General features: G+C 67.3%; 13 protein-coding genes. 3 read left to right on the top strand and 10 right to left on the bottom strand.

The window, feature by feature from the left end; translation table 11 throughout:
* Positions 1-106: 106 nt before the first annotated feature.
* Positions 107-4396, bottom strand: a complete 4290-nt coding sequence (locus AB0J95_RS07700) for a GDSL-type esterase/lipase family protein (protein ID WP_364753886.1) — start codon at positions 4394-4396, stop codon at positions 107-109.
* Positions 4397-4630: 234 nt separating this feature from the next.
* Between AB0J95_RS07700 and AB0J95_RS07695 the strand changes: the two genes are divergently transcribed.
* Positions 4631-5254 carry a GntR family transcriptional regulator gene (locus AB0J95_RS07695; RefSeq protein WP_364753884.1) on the top strand — a complete coding sequence of 208 codons (624 nt, stop codon included), beginning with the start codon at positions 4631-4633 and terminating at the stop codon, positions 5252-5254.
* A gap of 247 nt (positions 5255-5501) precedes the next feature.
* Here the strand turns inward: AB0J95_RS07695 and AB0J95_RS07690 are convergent, their stop codons facing one another.
* The 9 genes from AB0J95_RS07690 to AB0J95_RS07650 form a co-directional block, all read right to left on the bottom strand.
* The gene (locus AB0J95_RS07690) at positions 5502-6737 is read right to left on the bottom strand and encodes a DUF222 domain-containing protein (RefSeq protein ID WP_364753881.1); all 1236 of its coding nucleotides are present in this window, start codon (positions 6735-6737) and stop codon (positions 5502-5504) included.
* A 243-nt stretch (positions 6738-6980) separates the two neighbouring features.
* On the bottom strand, positions 6981-8663 hold the full coding sequence (locus AB0J95_RS07685; RefSeq protein WP_364753879.1) for an aldehyde ferredoxin oxidoreductase C-terminal domain-containing protein: 1683 nt from the start codon (positions 8661-8663) through the stop codon (positions 6981-6983).
* Positions 8660-10156 carry a sugar ABC transporter ATP-binding protein gene (locus tag AB0J95_RS07680; RefSeq protein WP_364753876.1) on the bottom strand — a complete coding sequence of 499 codons (1497 nt, stop codon included), beginning with the start codon at positions 10154-10156 and terminating at the stop codon, positions 8660-8662. The genes AB0J95_RS07685 and AB0J95_RS07680 overlap by 4 nt, the downstream gene beginning before the upstream one ends.
* Positions 10156-11091 (bottom strand): ABC transporter permease, encoded by a 936-nt coding sequence (locus AB0J95_RS07675; RefSeq protein ID WP_364753874.1) that lies wholly within the window; start codon positions 11089-11091, stop codon positions 10156-10158. Before AB0J95_RS07675 ends, AB0J95_RS07680 begins: the two co-directional genes overlap by 1 nt.
* Entirely contained in the window at positions 11088-12155 is a 1068-nt protein-coding gene (locus AB0J95_RS07670; RefSeq protein ID WP_364753872.1) for an ABC transporter permease, read from the bottom strand. The genes AB0J95_RS07675 and AB0J95_RS07670 overlap by 4 nt, the downstream gene beginning before the upstream one ends.
* The gene (locus tag AB0J95_RS07665; protein ID WP_364753870.1) at positions 12152-13240 is read right to left on the bottom strand and encodes a mandelate racemase/muconate lactonizing enzyme family protein; all 1089 of its coding nucleotides are present in this window, start codon (positions 13238-13240) and stop codon (positions 12152-12154) included. Before AB0J95_RS07665 ends, AB0J95_RS07670 begins: the two co-directional genes overlap by 4 nt.
* 13 nt (positions 13241-13253) lie before the next feature.
* A complete protein-coding gene (locus tag AB0J95_RS07660) occupies positions 13254-14312 on the bottom strand; it encodes a sugar ABC transporter substrate-binding protein (protein WP_364753867.1) in 1059 nt (352 codons plus the stop codon).
* A 124-nt stretch (positions 14313-14436) separates the two neighbouring features.
* Positions 14437-15189: an ABC transporter permease gene (locus AB0J95_RS07655; RefSeq protein WP_364753864.1), complete on the bottom strand. Its 753-nt coding sequence runs from the start codon at positions 15187-15189 to the stop codon at positions 14437-14439.
* 18 nt (positions 15190-15207) lie between these two features.
* A complete protein-coding gene (locus AB0J95_RS07650) occupies positions 15208-16158 on the bottom strand; it encodes an ATP-binding cassette domain-containing protein (RefSeq protein ID WP_364753861.1) in 951 nt (316 codons plus the stop codon).
* Positions 16159-16220: 62 nt separating this feature from the next.
* On the opposite strand from AB0J95_RS07650, the gene AB0J95_RS07645 reads away from it, so the two are divergent.
* Positions 16221-17177 carry a YafY family protein gene (locus AB0J95_RS07645; RefSeq protein WP_364753858.1) on the top strand — a complete coding sequence of 319 codons (957 nt, stop codon included), beginning with the start codon at positions 16221-16223 and terminating at the stop codon, positions 17175-17177.
* Positions 17178-17181: 4 nt separating this feature from the next.
* Positions 17182-18198 (top strand): DNA polymerase IV, encoded by a 1017-nt coding sequence (locus tag AB0J95_RS07640; RefSeq protein WP_364753856.1) that lies wholly within the window; start codon positions 17182-17184, stop codon positions 18196-18198.
* The last annotated feature ends 12 nt before the right edge of the window (positions 18199-18210 follow it).

Genomic DNA, 18210 nt, shown 5'->3' with positions numbered 1-18210 from the left:
CCTTTCGATAAGGGGTCTTTCCTGGCCCTGCTCGGCCGCCCGATCGGCCGCGGCGACATGGCATAGGAGGTTGGGCCCAGGCAGATGTGCCTGGGCCCAACCGGCTTCACAGCTTGGCCAGGTCGACTGCTGCGGCCATCGCGGCGTTGCCCGCGTCGGAGGGGTGGAGGTGGTCACCGGCGTCGTACTCCGGGCGGATCTTCAACGGGTCGCTGGGATCGGCGAGCGCCGAGGCGAAGTCCACGACGCCGTCGAACGTTCCACTGTGGAGCACGAAGTCGTTGATCCCCTGACGGGTCCGCTCCAGTCCTTCGTCGTAGCCCTCCCAGCCCTTGAACGGGGTGATCGGCGAGGCCAGCACCCGTACGCTCTTCGCGTGCATGCGGGCCACGAACTCCTGGTAGGCCGCCGCATACTCGTCCGGGCGGTCGTTGCGCGGGTCGTGGATCATGTCGTTGATGCCCTGCAACAGGATCACCGTCCTGACGTTGGTCCGGTTGATGGTGTCGTCATCAAGCCTCGCCAGGCCACTGCGGCCCCAGTCCAGGTTGCTGCCGTCGAGCATCAGCCTGCCCGCGCTGATCCCGGAGTTGACGATGCCGAAGTCCTTGGTGCGGTCGGCAAGGTAGTCCGGCCAGCGGTGGTTGGAGTTCGTCGTGGTGTAGCCGCCGTCGGTGATCGAGTCGCCGAACGTGACCACGGTCCCCTTCGCCCCCGAGCCGCGCACGTCGATCTCCTCGACGTAGACCCAGGACCCGATCTTCTGGTCGAAGCCCACGCCCGACTCGTCGAGCGCGTGGTCCCCGGTCGTGGTCAGGTAGTTGATCTGGTTGGCCGCCGGGTGGTACGTCGCCGGGCCGGATCCCTGCGAGGTGTACAGGCTCACCACCAGGTCCGTGTCGGCCGGGAACATCATGTTCACGGGGTCGCTCTGGACTTCCGCACCGGCCGGGATGGTGACCGCCGGCTGCCCGGAGAACGTCAACTGCCGCATGGTGCCCGGCCTGACGTCCGGCACCTCGGAGCTGACCCCCAGGGCGATCGACGACTTGTCCACCACCAATGGGCTGGTGCCAAAGCGGTTCGAGAACCTGACCCTCGCTGAAGTGCCGCCGACGCTGGAGTGCAGGACGTTGCGGACCGAGCGGTTGGCGAACCCGTTGGGCGCCCACCAGGCCGGTGCCGCCTGCGCCGCACCCCACGTGCCGACCCAGTCCTCAGTGGACGGTTTGCCGCCGAACACCTCGACCTCGGCCAGCGACAGGTAGTTCCGGCCGTTGAGCTGGACCATCACATACCTGCCAGACACATTGGGCTGCACCGTGGTCACAACCGGTGCGGCACCGGTCATGTGCGCCGACCACACGCCGTTCTTCTTGGCCTGGCCGGCCGGAGCGAGGCTCGTGTCGAACGGCGTGGCCGAGACGAACACCCAGAAGTCGTTCAACCTATCGGCGCAGCAGTCCGTACGGTTCCAGACGTTGATCGTCTGCAGCTGGCTCGACGCGCCCAGATCGACCTGCCACCACGGGTGATCCTGGATGTCGCTGTGGCTGACGGAGTTGTTGTACCAAGAGCCGTTCGAGTCGCCGTCGTTCACGCGGCTCGCAAGGCCGCCGAAGACCTCCGTTGAAGCACGCGCGATCTTGCCTTGCGCGAGGTCCGGGCCGCCGCCGAGGGCCACCGCGAAAATGTGCATGGCCGGGGTGTTCGCGTCGATCTCAGAGGAAATATTAGGCAGGCGAACGCTTTTCACGGTCTTGTGCGGGTCGATCGCCACCCCCGAGTAGAAGATCCACACCGGCCGCGTGTCCTGCCCGCCCGGACCATTGCGGTACGGCGCCGTGATCGCGGGGACCACGCCCGGCTGGAGACCGTCGGCCCAGTTGGTGCTGCCGATCGTGTACTCCTGGATGGAGCCGTCGGTGTAGTAGACCGTGCCCTTGCCCTCTGTCGCATGTGTACTGGTCATCAGGAAGCCGAGGGTGTCGGACTGACCGTAGACACCCACGAACTGCCCTGCTGCCAACGTGTTGTTCGGTGAGCCCGCCGACGCGGCCGGCCAGGTGAACGTCACGCCGTGCGTCCGGACCGGCGAGCCAGGCATGATCCCGCGCTGCGCCAATGCCTGCGCCGAGTAGCTGTAGCCGTAACCGTCCACATTGCCCGGTCCACGGTTCCAGTCGTCTGTGATGCCAACGTTGTTGAAGGTCGTGCTTAGACTGCGACAGGGCGACAGCAACGAACCTGCGCTCGCCGAGCTGGTCCCGGCCTTGGTGGTCACCGAGATGGCGCCGCCGTTGACTCCTTGCGGCAGCTTGACGCTGAGCTGGCTCGGGCCGATGTACGTGACCGGCTGGACCGGGCGGCCGCCGATGGTCACCCTGGCCTTGCCGGTGAACCCGGAGCCGGAGATCAGCAGGTCGTCCGTGCAGGTCGGGCTGACCAAGACCACCTCGGGCGCGGATCTCGTGACCAGGTCCTGGAATTCGGGGCGCAGCCCGGCCGCGGCGAGCACCGCATTGGGCACCTCGCCTGCCTGCGGGTTCTGCGAGATCTGCTTGTTGCCGTCGAGGACCTCGATGCCGACCGGCGCGGGCGGGCAGCCGAACCAGTTCAGCGCACCGGTCCGGTAGTTGTCCTTGATCCGGATGTGGCCGGTGGTCGAGCAGCCGCCGTTGAACCCACCCGGGTCGGCGTACTGGACGTTGCCCGTGATGGTGACGTAGTCGCCGCCTTCGTCGTTGTAGACGTTGAAGGAGGTGAACACCCCGGCGAAGCTCACGTTGCCCTGCACGGTCAGGCCGTGTTCGAAGCTCGTGCCCTGCGGGCCGTTGGTGTAGATCGCGCCGCCGTCGTGCCGCACGCCCATGTGGCCGTAGATCACGTTGTTGGCGATCGTGTTGTCCGCGTTGATGTTCGGGTTGTCGTGCGGTGTCACGGAGTTGGTGTGCCAGCCGGCCCAGCCGGACGAGATGCCGCTGTAGGACACATTGGACACTTGGTTGTGCGTGATCTTGGTCTGCCGCGAGTAGCCGTTGACGATCGCGGGCGCCCCGGGGAACTCGACACCCGTGTGGTGCACGTAGTTGCTGTCGATGGTGTTGCCGGTGGCGATCTCGTTCTCGTCGCCGTTCAGCGGCTGCGGATCGTCGATCGCACCCAGCAGGATGCCGATCCCGGACACGTCGGTGACGGTGTTTCCTTGCACCAGATCGTTCTGGACGCCGTGCTGTAAGCCGAGTCCGGCGCCGCCGAGGTGCTGGAAGGTGTTGCGCAGGAAGGTGACGTTCCTGGTGCCGGTGAGGTCGACCGCCGCGGCTGGTCTGGTCCACGCGCCGTACGGGCAGGTGCCCTTGGGTTCGGAGTACTGGCACAGACCTTGGCTCTTGCTCGCGCCCGGCCCGGTGAGGGTCATGTTCGCCTGCATCTCGACGAAACCTTCGGGCGTGCTGGGCTGCAGCCAGGTCGCGTAGGCGAACTCCAGGCCTTCGAAGGAGACGTCGTGCAGCGGGGCGGTCCAGCTGGTGGTCGTCCGGACGAGACTGTCCAGTTTGGCCGCGACGAAGTTCTTTTTCCGGACGTCCTCGCCGGGGCGGCCCTGGTAGTAGATGGTGTCGCGGGCCTCGTCGAGGTACCACTCACCGTCGCTGAGCAGCTCGAACGCGTTCTCCACACGGGACGGCACGGCGTTGCCGGGCAGGCTCGGGAAGCCGCCGGAGGGGTTGTCGCCGAACGGGCCGCGCGGGTCGTCGGGCAGTTTCATGTTGTCCCAGCAGGGCTGGTCCATGGTGATGGTGACGCCGTTGATCTTGTCGACCCCGCAGCGGGGCTCGGTCCAGGCGCCGTGGCCTTCGGTGAACGCGAACTCGATCTTGTCCGGGTCGCGCCAGCCGGACATCGTGGTGTTCGCGGCGGTGAACCCGGTGGCGGTCTGGGTGAGGCCGACCGGCAGGTCGCCTTGGGCGCGAGGCAGGCGGACGCCGTCCGCATACAGCTGGCGCGTGGTCAGGTCGCTGGGAACCCTTGCGCTCCAGACGTTCCCGGTGAACCGCTGCCAGCCGCCGATCGGCAGGCCGCCGCTGATCACCGGGGTCTGGCCGGGCGCGGCCTGCCAGCGGATCGGGTGACCGGGGGCGCCGGAGTCGGCTTCGGTGAAGGTCAGCGGCTGGCTGAGCTGGTAGGTGCCGCCGGCGAGGCTGACCGTGAGGTCGCGCTGGCCGCGGGCCTTGAGCTGGGCCTGGGTGATCGAACAGGGAGCCTGGCGGGTGCAGGCGGCGCCGTTGCCGTTCGGCGCGGCGTAGACAATGGTGGCGGGGCCGGCCGACGCGGGCAGCGCCACGACGGTGAACGCCAGCGCACCCCCGATCGCCGCGGCGATCCATCTCGACGTCATCGTCGATTCCTCCCTGTGACCAGGCGGGAAATGAGCTAGGATCAGATATCAGATACGAAACCTGAATCTTCTTACCCTGCGGGGCGGACCGCGTCAACGGCTGATTGTCGCCACGCGGCCCTAAGATTCACGAGGTAGCGACCGGCTGAAGGGGGATGATCCGAAGTGGGGCAGAACTCCTCGGTGCCCGTGCCGCGGATGACTCCGCCGCCGCGAACCATGCTGCGTGACACGGTGTACGAGGCCATCAAGGGCATGTTGATGGACCACGACCTCGCCCCCGGCGCGCGGCTGTCGATCGACGGCATTGCCCGCGAGCTCCAGGTGTCCCCCACCCCCGTACGGGAGGCGATGACCAAACTGGAGTCCGACGGCCTGGTGGCAAAGCGACCCCACGCGGGCTACATCGTCGCGCCGCTGATGGACCAGGTCAGCCTCGACAACCTCTACGAGATGCGCCTGCTCCTGGAACCGGCCGCAGCCGAACTAGCCGCCAAGCACAGCACCACGGCCCAACAGACCGAACTGACAACCCTCATCAAAGACATGTCCGCCCACCCCGCCGGCGACAAGTACCAGGCCTACCGCGACTTCGCCACCCAAGACGCCCTCCTCCACAGGTTGATAGCCGAAGCCTCCCGCAACCCCCTCATCTCCGACGCCCTCACCCGCCTCCACGCCCACACCCACAGCTACCGCCTGTACTTCAAAGTAGGCATAGCGGAGGAAACGATGCGCGAACACGAGGACATCGTGAACGCGATCCTCCAAGGCAAGGCTGATGAGGCTCGCGCGGCGATGCGGCGGCACCTGGAGTCGTCCCGGGACCGCCTGGTGAAGGTCTACGGCCAGGAGTAAGTCCCTGCCAGACGAGTGAGCGCGGGGACGGGGTCGGTTCAGGTCGGGCCTAGGGTTCGCTCGGGGATGGCGAGGGTTCAGCGCGGGCTCTTTGGGCTTCTGCTTAAGGTCCACGCTCGATCACCTGCTGGCTCTGGACCTGCCGCACTGGCAAGTTCAAGGCCGCCGCCACCCATGTAAAACCGAACCGCGCTCCGTGCCTACTACGGGCACCCCTTGAGCCCCAGGAATGGCGAGGTCCCTGGGGTCAGGCGGCGGTAGGTATGGATCTTCGGGCAGAGTTGGTTCGCGGACGGCGGTGCGGGTCGATGTACGCAGGCGGAATGAACCGCGGGATGCGATCGACCATCTGGATGGTCCAGTCACTGCGATGCACCAACCGATGATGGTGGGGGCAGAGAAGTACGAGATTGTCCACTTTGGTTGGGCCGTGGTTGCGCCAGTGGATGATGTGGTGGGCGTCGCAGGCGCTGGCCGGTGCGCCGCAGCTCGGGAAGGCGCAGCCACCATCCCGGAGGATCAGTGCCCGGCGGATGTGAGCGGGAACGGTGTAGGAGCTGACGCCGATGTCGAGGGGTTCGGACTTGCTGCCGAGGACTGCAGGGAACAGGTGGCTGTCGCACGCGATCCGCCGGGCCTCCCTCGCGGTCAGGTAAGTGTCCGGACCGACAAGGATGCGGTCGTCGAGATCTTTGAGCAGATCGTCATAGGAGATCGTGATGGCGACCGGCGTGCGCAGGCCATTCTTCGTCGGCTGAGACGGGCACTGGGCGGCCATGCGCAGGGTTTCCACGAAGGCATCGGCCGTGCGCTCGGCCTGGCAGCGGTCGTCGGCACGGTCGGTGGGACGCTGCTCACCCTTCTTGATCACCGGGTGCAGCAGATGGGCGTCCTCGGCGGGCAGATGGCCGCGGAAGTCAAGGCCGCCATCCCGACGGGCGCGGATGTGCAGTATCCGGTCGGGCTGCTTGGGTTCCGGATCGGGCGGAGGCGGACCGTCCGGGTCCACGATGTTGCGCACCCTAGTACCGAACCGGGCCAACGCATTCGGATCATCCTCGGCGGCCTGAGCGACCATCGTGGACTCCGCCAGCGCCAGCTTCTCGGGCTCCAGATCCGGCAAGTCCTTGAGGGTCTTGCGGATGACGTCCACAGCTTCGGAGCCAATGTCTCCGGCGGCCAAGGCAGAGGCAGTCGCGGGTAGGGCAGGCTCGATCACCGACCCGGTAGGGGTGATGCTCGGGAACAGCTCTTCCGCCTGTGCCAGGCGGCGTTTGGCTTCCTTGGGCGAGATCCGCAACGCGTGCACGAGCAGCGCGGCGGGGTTGGAGTAGCCGAGTTCGGTGGCGAGGCCCTGGTTGTTCAGGTGGGCCACCAACTCCAGCCCGGTGTACTCGATCCGCCGACCCTGCGCCTCGACATCCTGCAGGGCAGCAACCATCTCTTCTTTTGTTTTACCCCAATGGTTTCCACTGCCTTGCATAGCATCAACACTACCCGCACCAAGGCGGAAGATCCCGGGATTTGATGGGGCTTCACCGGAATTGGTGACCCCCTTGTCCCACGGGCAAAGCGCGCAAGCACACCAGACCCCGCCTTCGTGCCCTGAACCCCCTCTGGGTGGCGCTGCCGCGCGGCGAGCGCTCTTTCACCCAGCTGGATGTCAGCCGCCCGACGAGGACAGACCCCACCTAGAAGCACAACCGTCAAGAAGCAGCGGCAAGACCTAGTGAGCCCACCCCAAAAGCTCCCGTAGCCGAACAACAGCCCCCTCAAAAGAAGGCCGGTCCAAAATGGCCCCAGCCAACCGCCCACCATCAACAGGCAGCGTGAAAAACCGATCCGGAAGGGTGTCATCAGCCGACGACAGACCCTCCCGGAGGTTGTACCGGCGCATCGCCTGCAAGCGAGCCCGCCCAGCGGCCCGAACCGAAGCGGGAGTGGCGGCAACCCCGGTCACCGCCCCGACAAGCTCCGCGGCGGAAGCCTCGGTCAAATTCCGCGTCGGAGGAGCCGCGAAAATACAGACGCCCATAGCATCGTACCCACTCCACAACTCCATCAGCGAAGCAACAAGCTCCACTTTGGACGGAGTCAGCTCCGCCATCGGGATCCCAGCGGGCAGCCCGGCGTTGGCGATGAACAACTCCTCCCCCCACACGGGATCGAAGTCGATGTCATGCTCCACCCCGTCATACCGCGGCCCCAGTGGATGCACAGCGTAGGAAAGCGCCAGCCCCTGGTTCCCCCGGGGATCGAACATGCACATCTCGATCCCCTTGCAGTGCATGGCGTAGGGAACCGTGTGCCGCCCAAGGGTCTTGGCCGCTCGAGCCACCCCGTCCGAGAGCACGACCCCATTCCCCGACCGCCAGACGACATCCTCAGCCAGCCGGGTCAACGCCCCGACGTCCCCGAACCGAGGCCCCCGAGGCATCTCGCACACAAACGCGAGCACTCCCGACAACGAGACCGGATCAACACCCCACCGCAGACACCGGGTGTTCAAGTCCAGCACCGTCGGAAGGTCGTCGATCCCGAGGTTGGAAGCGAAAGCCGCCACCGCCTGTTGATGCAAAGGGCTGCCGTCAAAGGACTTCATACAGTCCTGCGGACATCCCGGACACCCGTCCGCCAGTTGGGTCAGGTGGGTATTGAAGTCCGAAGGCCCGAAGCTGAACCGCACCTGCGCCGTACTGTAGTTACGCACACCCAGATACCCCTCAAGCCCGGCAGCCGGCCACGCTCCGAACCCGGGCGGCTCGTACTCGGTGCGGGTCAAGGGGTTCAGCGGGATCCGGGCGGTGTAGTCCTTCGTCACCCGCGCGAGCGCGACGGGGTCGGCGATGTCGGGCGCCGTGCCGCCGATGACGACGACCGCCTTGCACCGCTTGGCGCCGAACACCGCGCCCATTCTCGCGGCGGCGTAGCCTCGGTCGGTGATGAGGCTGGCGAACCGGACCATGTTCTCGCCCGCCGGCCCGATGGTGGCCACGTGGATGTCATCGCCGTGCCGGTCCACCAGGCGGTCGGTCGTCTCGTAGGTGTCCAGGCCCCAGAGGTCGCTCGCGTCGAGGATCCGGGGCTCACCGTCCTGGATCACCACGTAGCACGGGGCGGCCGAGCGGCCGGTCAGCACGATGCCGCCGTAACCGGTGTCGCCCAGTGCCGGACCGAACGGACCTTCCACTCTGGACTCCGCCACCCCGCCCGAGAGCGGCGACTTGGCGGTCAGCGTGAACCGGGTCATGGCCAGCGCACGGCGGCCGGTGCCGAACACGATCGGCTGATCGACGTGGTAGACCGGCGTTCTGGGGCGGGTCTCCAGCAGTACATCCAGCGGCGACGCCATCGGGGTGGTGCGGGACTCCCCGGTGGTCAGGTCGATCCGGAGCAGGCCATTTCTCATGCGTCTGCGTGAATGAGTCCCATAACCTCTCGGCTCATCGGTTCGTAGGAGTGGGTGTTGACCACCTCACCACAAACTCCGAAGGCGCGCATCACAATGATCCGGTCGGCCAAGGTCACCATCTCCACAAGGTCGCTGGTGATCAGCAGCACCGCGTGCCCGTCCGCGGCCAGCTGCCAGATCAGTTCGTGAAAGGCCGCCTTGGTCCGCACGTCGATCCCCACCGTCGGCTCGTCGATGATGAGGATCTCGGTGTCGGCGGCGAGCCATTTCGCGAGACTAACCTTCTGCTGGTTTCCGCCGGAGAGCTGCCCGGCAAGCTGGCCAGTACTGGACAACCGGATCCCGAGTCGTTGCACGTGATCGGCCGCGAGAGCGCGTTCACGCTTCGCGGGCACTCCGCCGATCTTGCGCTGGATCCGGTTCCACACCGTCACCGCGATGTTTCTCGCCACCGGCTGGTCGAGGAAAAGACCTTCCTCCTTGCGGTCCTCCGGGACGTAACCGATCCGGTGGCGCTGCAATGCTTCGCGCACAGTCGGAATCCGGACGGACTCAGCACGCACGCGAAGATCACCCGCAGTGATCTTGGAAAAGCCGAGCAGCGCCTTGGCCAGTTCGCTGCGACCCGCGCCGACCAGCCCATACAGGCCGAGCACCTCGCCGCGGTGCAGGGACAGCGAGATGTCCTTGTGCCCCATGGCGGTGCTCACACCGTCGAGCTGGAGAACCGGTTCCGGCTCAGCCGCCGGGCGGTCCGGCAGCGAGACCGCCTCGTGCGCGCGGCCGACCATCGCGCTGATCAGGTCCGTCCGGTCCAGCTCCGCCAACGGCACCGACTCGAGCACGGACACACCGTCACGCAATACCGTCACGGTGTCGCACAAGGCGTAGACCTCCTCGAGTTTGTGGCTGACGAACAGGATCGCGGTGCCGCTGTCACGCAGCCGCCGGATCACGTCGAACAACCGCTCGACCTCACTCGGCGTGCTCGCTGTTGTCGGCTCGTCCAACAGCAGCACCCCGCTGTCCATCGACAGCGCCTTCGCCACTTCGATCAACTGGAGCTGGGAAACGGGCAGGCCACGGACTTTCCGGTCCGGGTCGAGGTCAAGTTCCAGCAGGTCAAGGCATCGGCGCGCCTCGGCCCGGACGGCCGCGCGGTCGAGCAGCCCGCCTTTGGCCGGCAGCTGCCGCAACACGATGTTCTCACCCACTGAGAACTCGGGCACCAGGTTGCGTTCCTGGTGCACCACGCCGACTCCGGCCCGCACCGCCGCGTGCGGCGAGTCCAACGTCACCGGCCGGCCGTCGATGCTGAGCGTGCCACTGTCCGGTTTGTGCACTCCGGTGAGGACCTTGATGAGGGTGGACTTCCCCGCACCGTTCTCCCCAAGCAGCGCGTGCACCGACCCCGGCGCGATCCGGAGCGACGCACCGTCCAGCGCGCGCACGCCAGGGAACACCTTCACCAGGTTCTCCGCGATCAACATCAGGCAGCCCCGTGGCGGCGGTGGGTCAGCACGACCGTGCCCAGCACGACCGCCCCGACCACGAAGTTGACCCAGCTGGGGTTCAGCGAGAACTGGGCGCGGGCGACGTCCACCAGCCGGACGATGAACGCGGCCAGCACTGTCCCGGATACTGAGACAGCCCCGCCGGCCAGCGCCACGCCACCGATGATCGGCGCCGCGAAGCTGGCCAGCAGCCAGTCGCCGCCAATGCTTTGGTTCACACCCGGCGCGGACATCAGCGTCACCACCGCGGCGACGCCGATCAGCAACCCGGACAGGCAGTGCGCGAGCACGATCGACCGGTCGTTGGAGATGCCGGACAGCCTGGCCGCCAAGGGATTCCCGCCACTGGCCAGCAACTGCCTGCCCCAGATCGCGCGCCGCATGAACACCGCCAGCGCGCCCGCGACCACCAAAGCGATGATGAACACCACTGGGATGTGCAGGATGCCGGCCTGACCGACCTCACGCAGGCCCGGCGAGTAGTTCGAGATCGTTGATGTACCAACGAGCTGATACTGGAGTCCGGTAAGGATGGTCATCGTCGCCAGGGTCACGATGAACCCGTTGATCCTGGTCAGCACGACCAGGAACCCATTGACCGCCCCAACGGCCGCACCCAGCACGAGCGCACCCACCACGGCCAGCCAGGCGGGAACACCGTTGTCCGCCATGACGATCGCACCCGCCACGGCCACGAACCCGCCCAGCGCGCCGACCGACAGGTTCATCTGCCCCACGGACAACGCGACCAGCTGAGCGAGTCCAATGAGGACAGGGACGGCCACATAAGCGAACAGCGTCTCGATCGCCGATCCACTGAGCAGCGACCCCTTCGAGGCGATCGCCAGCGCGATGAACCCGGCGAGCGAGAGGGCCAGCAGGGTGACCTCGGTGGTCTTGAGCGTCTTCATCGGCTCATTGCCCTCCGCTCGGTGAAGACCTGCCGGACCCGGTCCACGGACAACGCGGCGAGCAGGATCGCGCCCAGCCAGATCGACAGGCTCTGCACGCTCGCGCCGAGCATCGTCAAACCCTGCCGGACAACCTGAGTCAGCGACGTGCCAAGCAACGTTCCCAGAACCGAAACAAACCCGCCGGTCAGCAAAGTTCCGCCCAGCACGGGTCCCAGGAACGACGGCAGCATGAGCTCCCCGCCGATCCCCGCGGTGAACGACCCACCGGTGACCGCGAGCATGAACCCGGCCAGAGCCGCCAGCGCACCGGAAAGCGCATGCGCGCCAACGATCCGGCGGTTCACCGCGATCCCGGACAGTTCGGCGGCGACCGGGTTCGAGCCCACCATCAGCATTTCCCGGCCGGTCCGGGCCCGCGAGAACAGGTACCCGACCAGGATCATCGCCAGCACAGCGAAAATCGCCAGCTGCGGGATCGCCGAAGACCCGCACACCGGCCCCACACAGAGGTCCGCCAACGAGTACTGCCGGAGTTCCTGCATCCCAGGCGGTTTCGTCGTGAACGCCGCGGCCTCGGTCAGCTCCGAGTACACAAGGGACACCAACCCCAGCAACGCGAAGTCCATCGCCAGGGTCACCACGAACGAGTTCACGCCCGATGCCGTGATGATCAACCCGGTCAAGGCCCCGATCGCCGCACCCGCGACGACTCCCACGACAAGCCCGGCATACAACGGGAAATGCCAGAGGTCATAGGACATCCCGGTGAACATCGCGCCGAACGCGGCCATCCGCCCGACGGCGATGTTGAGGTGCCCGATCGACAACACCGCCAGCTGCGCGAGCCCGACCACTGTCAGCGTCGCGATATCCCGCAGCAACGGGAAGACCACGAACTGCTCGTCGAAGAACGTCGGCCGCAAAGACCCGAACACGATCACCAGAGCGACGATCAGCAGCACCAGTCCGGTCCGCTGATCGGCCAGGATGGTCGTGACCCGGCTGACGGAGCGCCGGACCGGAGCCGGCGCGGCCTCGACCTCGGGAGTCTCGGTCTTCACGCGATTCTCCGGTTGTCCAGGGCGTCCCGGTCCCAGGCGATGCCGAGGCCCGGCGTTTCCGGGGCGATGGCGCGGCCGCCGGCGATGTCCATCTCCGCGGTGGTGATCGCGCGCAGCTGCGGGATGTGTTCGACGTAGCGGCCGTTGGGAATGGCCGCGACCAGGCTGACGTGCAGCTCCATCAGGAAGTGCGGGCAAACGTCCACATTGAACGCTTCGGCCAGGTGCGCGACCTTGAGCCACGGCGTGATCCCGCCGACCCGGGCGACATCCACCTGCACCACTGAAGCCGCGCCCTGTTCCAGGTAGTTGCGGAACTGGGCGACCGAGTACATCGACTCGCCCACCGCGATCGGGATGGACGTGGCGCGGGCCAGCCGGGCGTGGCCGCGCACATCGTCCGCCGGCATCGGTTCCTCCAGCCAGAACAGCCCGATCGGAGCGTATGCCTCGACCCGGCGCAGCGCCTCGGCGAACGTCATCGACTGGTTGGCGTCCACCATCAGGTCGAAGTGCGGCCCCACCACCGAACGCACCGCGGACAACCGCTCGTAGTCCTCGTACGCCGAAGATTTCCCGACCTTGACCTTGATCCCGCCCCAGCCCGCGTCCTGGGCCGCACGCGCGCCCTTGACCAGGTCCGCTATGGACAGATGCAGCCAGCCGCCCTCGGTGTCGTACAACGGGACCGAGGGCTGGAACCCGCCGGCGACCCGCCAGAGCGGCTCACCAGCGCGCACACAACGCAGATCCCACAAGGCGGTGTCCACGGCGGCCAGCGCGAGGGACGTGATCGCGCCGACCGTGGTGGCCCGCGTCGAGGCCATCAGGTCCAGCCAGATCCCCTCGATCCGCCGCGCGTCCTGCCCGACCAGCCGGGGCAGCAGGTGATCGCGCAGCAGCGCCAGGACGGCCGAGCCGCCGGTCCCGATGGTGTACGAGTACCCGAGCCCGGTGGCCCCGTCGTCCGTGGTCACCTCCACGAACACCGTTTCCTGCGACAGGAACGCCTGGACCGCGTCCGTGCGAACCTGTTCGACGGCCAGGTTGACGACGAACGCCTCGGCCTTGCTGACCTTTACCACCCCGTGGACCCCTTCACGCGCACTGCAGGACGTTGCCGGAGAACTGCGACTTGAGCTGGTCGGTCTTGGCCTTGCGCTCGGCATCGTATGTGTCCACATTGGACTTGGTGACCGCGAACGAGCCGGAGTCGACGACCACGCCCGGGGTCCTGACCGTGCACGCGCCGGAAGCCAGCTGTGCCAAGGCCCACGATCCGATGTAGGCCTGGCCGGTCGGGTTCTGGGCGATGGTCGCGGACACCGAGCCGTCCTTGATGCCGGCCAGGATCTGCGGGTCGTCGTCGATGGCCACCACCTTGATCGGCAGCCCGGCCGACTTCACCCCGGCCGCCGCCGCGACCGCGGGGTTGTACGCGGTGGTGACGATGCCGTTGATCTCCTTGCCGTGCGAGGAAAGCAGGTCGGAGGTGGCCTTCTGCGCGGTCTGCAGGTCCTTGTCCACGTCGGTGACCGTGGTCATCAGCGTGACCTTGCCGCCGGACTCGTCGACGGCCTTCTTAACGCCTGCGATCCGCCGCTGGGTGTTGGAGTCGACGTTGTTGCCGGTCATGTGGACCAGCACGCCTTGGCCGCCCATCGCGTCAATCGTCGCCTTGGCGGCCTTGTACGCGGCCTCGTTGACGTCGGTGGACAGGCAGAAGTCGGCTTTGTCCACGTCACCGGCCGGGCAGGAGCCCAGCGAGGCCACCGCGAGCCCCTTGGACTTCAGGTCGCCGAAGGTGGTGTTGATGTCGGTCGGCGAGACCCCGAACACGCCGAACGCGGTGTACCCCTGCGAGGCCAGCGAGTTGATCACGCTGTTCTGCTTGGACTGGTCCCACTGGGCGGTCTCGTCGAACGTGGTGCCGCCCAGCCCGAAGTCCGCCTTCGCCTTGTCCAGCGCGGGTTTCCACGGCTGGAAGTACTGGTGCGGGCCGCCCGGTACGAGCGCCACCTTCACCTGGGCGGCGGTCTTCTTCTCTCCCGCGGCGCTGTTGGCGGGCGTGTTCGACCCACGGGTGCTACAGGCCGCCAGCGCGACCAGGGCCAGGGCGGCGGCACCCGCCCGAGACCACTTCAGAGCGGACTTCATCGGCCATCCTCGGATCCTATAGGATATTGGATAGCTGATTTTGTACGACACTCCAACGACTGTGTCAACAGCGCTGACACAGTCGTTATGAGCGGCCGGTGCCCCTAGCTGAGCTGCGGAAACGTCATGCCCGGCGGATCGCGCGGGTGCCAACGAGCAGGCCGACCGCGGCCACTGCGCCCGCCGAGATCAGGCCATACCCGACCACCGGCTCGACGATCTGCCCGTTGAACAGGGCTCGTTCGGCGTCCACGACGTAGGTCAGCGGGTTGAACCGCGACATGGTCAGCAGCCACGCCGGGCCGCCCTCCAGCGGCAGCATCATCCCGGCCAGCAGCAACAACGGGAAGATCAACGTCTGCTGCACACCCCAGAACATCCACTCGGAGTTCTTCGACGCCAACGCGAGCGTGTACGACAGCGACCCGAGCCCGACACAGAACACCGACAGGACCAGCAGTCCCAGCACCGCGCCGAGCGGGTTCAGGGTGAAGCCGAAGGGAATGGTCACCAGGACGAGCAGGATCGCCTGCGCCACCATGGGAACGATCTCCTTCAGCGCCCGCCCGACGATCAGCGCGGACCTGCGCAGCGGGCTGACGAGCATCCGTTCGTGCGAACCCGTCTGCATCTCGAACAACAGGTTCGAGCCGGTCGCGGACGTCCCGAACAGGCAGGACATCACCACGATCCCGGGTACGAACCACTGCAGCGACGAGTCGCCCGGCAGCAAGGGCGCGAACAGGGCGAGGAAGAACAGCGGCTGCACCATCGTGAAGATGACCGAGAACGGGTTGCGCAGCACCGGGCGCAGTTCACGGAGGAAGACCGTGATCGTGTCGCCGGCCAACGTGGTCGGCGCGGAAAGTGTTGTCATGACGGGGAAACTCCTTGGTCAGGCGGTGACGTCCTCGCGGAGGCTGCGGCCGGTGAGGGTGAGGAAGACGTCGTCGAGGGTGGGGCGGGAAACCTCCACACTGGACACGTCGATGTGCGACTCGTCCAACGCACGCAGGATCTTCGGGGCCAGGGCCGCCCCGCCGGACAGCGAGATCAGCACGCGGCCGCCGGAGACCTGGATGTCGGCGCCCGCGACGATGCCCAGGACATGGTGTGCCGCAACGGATGCGGCGAGCGAAGGGGTGTCGAAGGTGAGCACGATCCGGTCCTGGGCGTGCTCGGCCTTCAGCCGCGCCGGGGTGTCGTCGGCGATCAGCCTGCCGTGGTCGATCACGAGCACCCGCTCCGCCAGCTGGTCGGCCTCGTCGAGGTAGTGCGTGGTCAGCACGACGGTGGTGCCGTGCTGCGCGCGCAGCCTGACGATGTGCTCCCGCAGGTTCGCGCGGTTCTGCGGGTCCAGCCCGGTCGACGGCTCGTCCAGGAACAGCAGGGACGGCGCGTGGATCAGGCCCATCGCGATGTCCAGGCGCCGTCGCTGACCCCCGGACAGCGACGACACCAGCCGATCCGCGACGGCCCCGAGGTCGAGCGACTCGATCAGCTCGGCCGCGCGGGCCCGCGAGGCCGACGCGCTCAACCCGTACGCGCGGCCCTGGGCGATCAGTTCGTCCCGGCCGCGCTGGCTGTGCCCGGCGCCGTTGCCCTGGCCGATGTAACCGATCCGGCCGCGCACCTCTCGTTGCTGCGTGGTCACGTCGAAGCCCGCCACCCGCGCCGCCCCGGAGGTCGGCCGCAGCAACGTGGTGAGCATGCGCAGGGTGGTCGACTTGCCCGCGCCGTTCGGGCCGAGCAGGGCCACCATCTCGCCGTCCGAGACGTTCAGGGTCAGCCCACTGACGGCCGCTACGTCACCGAAATGCCTGGTCAGTTCGTCTGTCTGAATCATGGTGACCACGCTAGGGGCAATTCAGGACGGTTTCTGACCGCTAGGTATGCGAACCTTCTTCCATGGCGAACACGAGTGGACGGATGCTGCGGCTGCTGTCGTTGCTGCAGACTCACCGCTTCTGGCCGGGCAACGAGCTGGCCGAACGGCTCGAGGTCAGCCCGCGCACCCTGCGTCGGGACGTCGACCGCCTGCGTGACCTGGGTTATCCGGTCGACGCCAACCGTGGTGTCGCAGGCGGCTACCAGCTGCAGTCCGGGGCCGCCATGCCGCCGTTGCTGTTGGACGACGAGGAAGCTGTAGCCATAGCCGTCGGTCTGCGGACAGCCGCGGGTGGCGCCGTCGACGGCATCGAGGAAACGTCGATGCGCGCGTTGACCAAGGTGATCCAGGTGATGCCGCCCCGGCTACGGCGCCGCGTCGAGGCACTGCGGTCGTACACAGTGCCAGCACTCTGGAGTCAGCCCAACCAAACCGTCGACGCCATGGCACTCACTGTCATCGCACAGTCATGCCGTGACGACGAGCGCCTACGGTTCGAGTACACCGCCTACGACGGCGAGTCGACCAAGCGGCACGTCGAACCGCACCGCTTGGTGTCCCTTGGCAGGCGCTGGTACCTGGTCGCGTGGGATGTGGAGAAGCACGACTGGCGGACGTTCCGCGCGGACCGGATGGTCGAGCCGCGCGCCACCGGCGCCCGGTTCCGCCAACGCGACCTGCCCGGCGGCGACGCCGGCGCGTTCGTCCGGGACCGGCTGAACAACCGGCCCACCCAGCACGTCGTGGTCGTCGACATCCAGGCGCCCGCCGACCGGGTCAAGAACACGGTCGCGCACTGGGCCACGATCGAGCCGCTGACCGAGACGTCCTGCCGGATGAAGATGCCCACCGACGACTTCGACTGGCCGACGATGATCCTGTGCACGATCGGCGCGGACTTCGAGGTCGTGCAGCCGCCCCAGCTGCGGGATCACCTGCGGACCACCGGCGAACTGCTCGCCCGCAACGCATACTGATCCCGTGTCGGACTGGGTGCTGCACGTCGATCTCGACCAGTTCATCGCGGCGGTCGAGATCGCGCGGCACCCTGAGCTGAAAGGCAAGCCCGTCGTGGTCGGCGGACGCGGCGACCCGACCGAGCGCGCGGTGGTGGCCACCGCGTCCTATGAGGCCCGCGAATTCGGTGTGCACTCCGGGATGCCGTTGCGGCTGGCCGCGAAACGGTGCCCGGACGCGGTGTTCCTGCCGTCCGACCCACCGGCGTACGAGGAAGTGTCCGAACACGTGATGGCCACGCTCCGGGAGTTCCCCGTGGTGGTCGAGGTGATCGGCTGGGACGAGGCGTTCCTGGGCGCGACCACCGACGATCCCGAAGCCCTGGCCCGCGACATCCAGGACGGCGTGCTCGACAAGACCGGCCTGACCTGCGCGGTGGGCATCGGCGACAACAAGCTGCGGGCCAAGCTGGCCACCGGGTTCGGCAAGCCGGGCGGGATCTTCCGGCTGACCCGCGAGAACTGGGTGACCGTGATGGCGCACCGGCCGGTCAGCGCGCTGTGGGGAATCGGGCCGAAGACCACGAAGAAGCTCGTCGAGCTGGGCCTGGAGACCGTTGCCCAGCTCGCCCGGTCCAACCCGGACGAGCTCGCCGCGCGGTTCGGCCCGAACATGGGCCCCTGGTACCGAACCCTGGCGCTGGGCGCGGGCGACACCAACGTCGAAGCCACCCCGTATGTGGCGAAGTCCCGCAGCCGCGAGGTGACCTTCCAGGAGAACCTGACCGACCGCGCCCAGATCGATGCCGAGGTCGCCGCCCTGGCCAAACGCGTCGCCCAGGACGTCGCCGACGAGCAACGGCCCGCCGCACGAGTCGCGGTGAAGGTCCGGTTCGCCCCGTTCATCACGTTGACCCGCAGCATGACCCTGGCGGAGCCGACCAGTGACCCGGCCGAGATCGAACGAGCCGCCCTCGAAGTACTCGACAAGTTCGAGCACACCCGGCCGATCCGGCTGCTCGGCGTCCGCGCCGAGTTCTAGCCGGCGTTCGAT

This window comes from Actinocrispum sp. NPDC049592 (assembly GCF_040675465.1).
In the GTDB taxonomy this organism is placed as follows: Bacteria; Actinomycetota; Actinomycetes; order Mycobacteriales; family Pseudonocardiaceae; genus Kibdelosporangium.
Note: the sequence above shows the minus strand (reverse complement) of the source record. Positions and strands in the feature narration are given on the sequence as shown.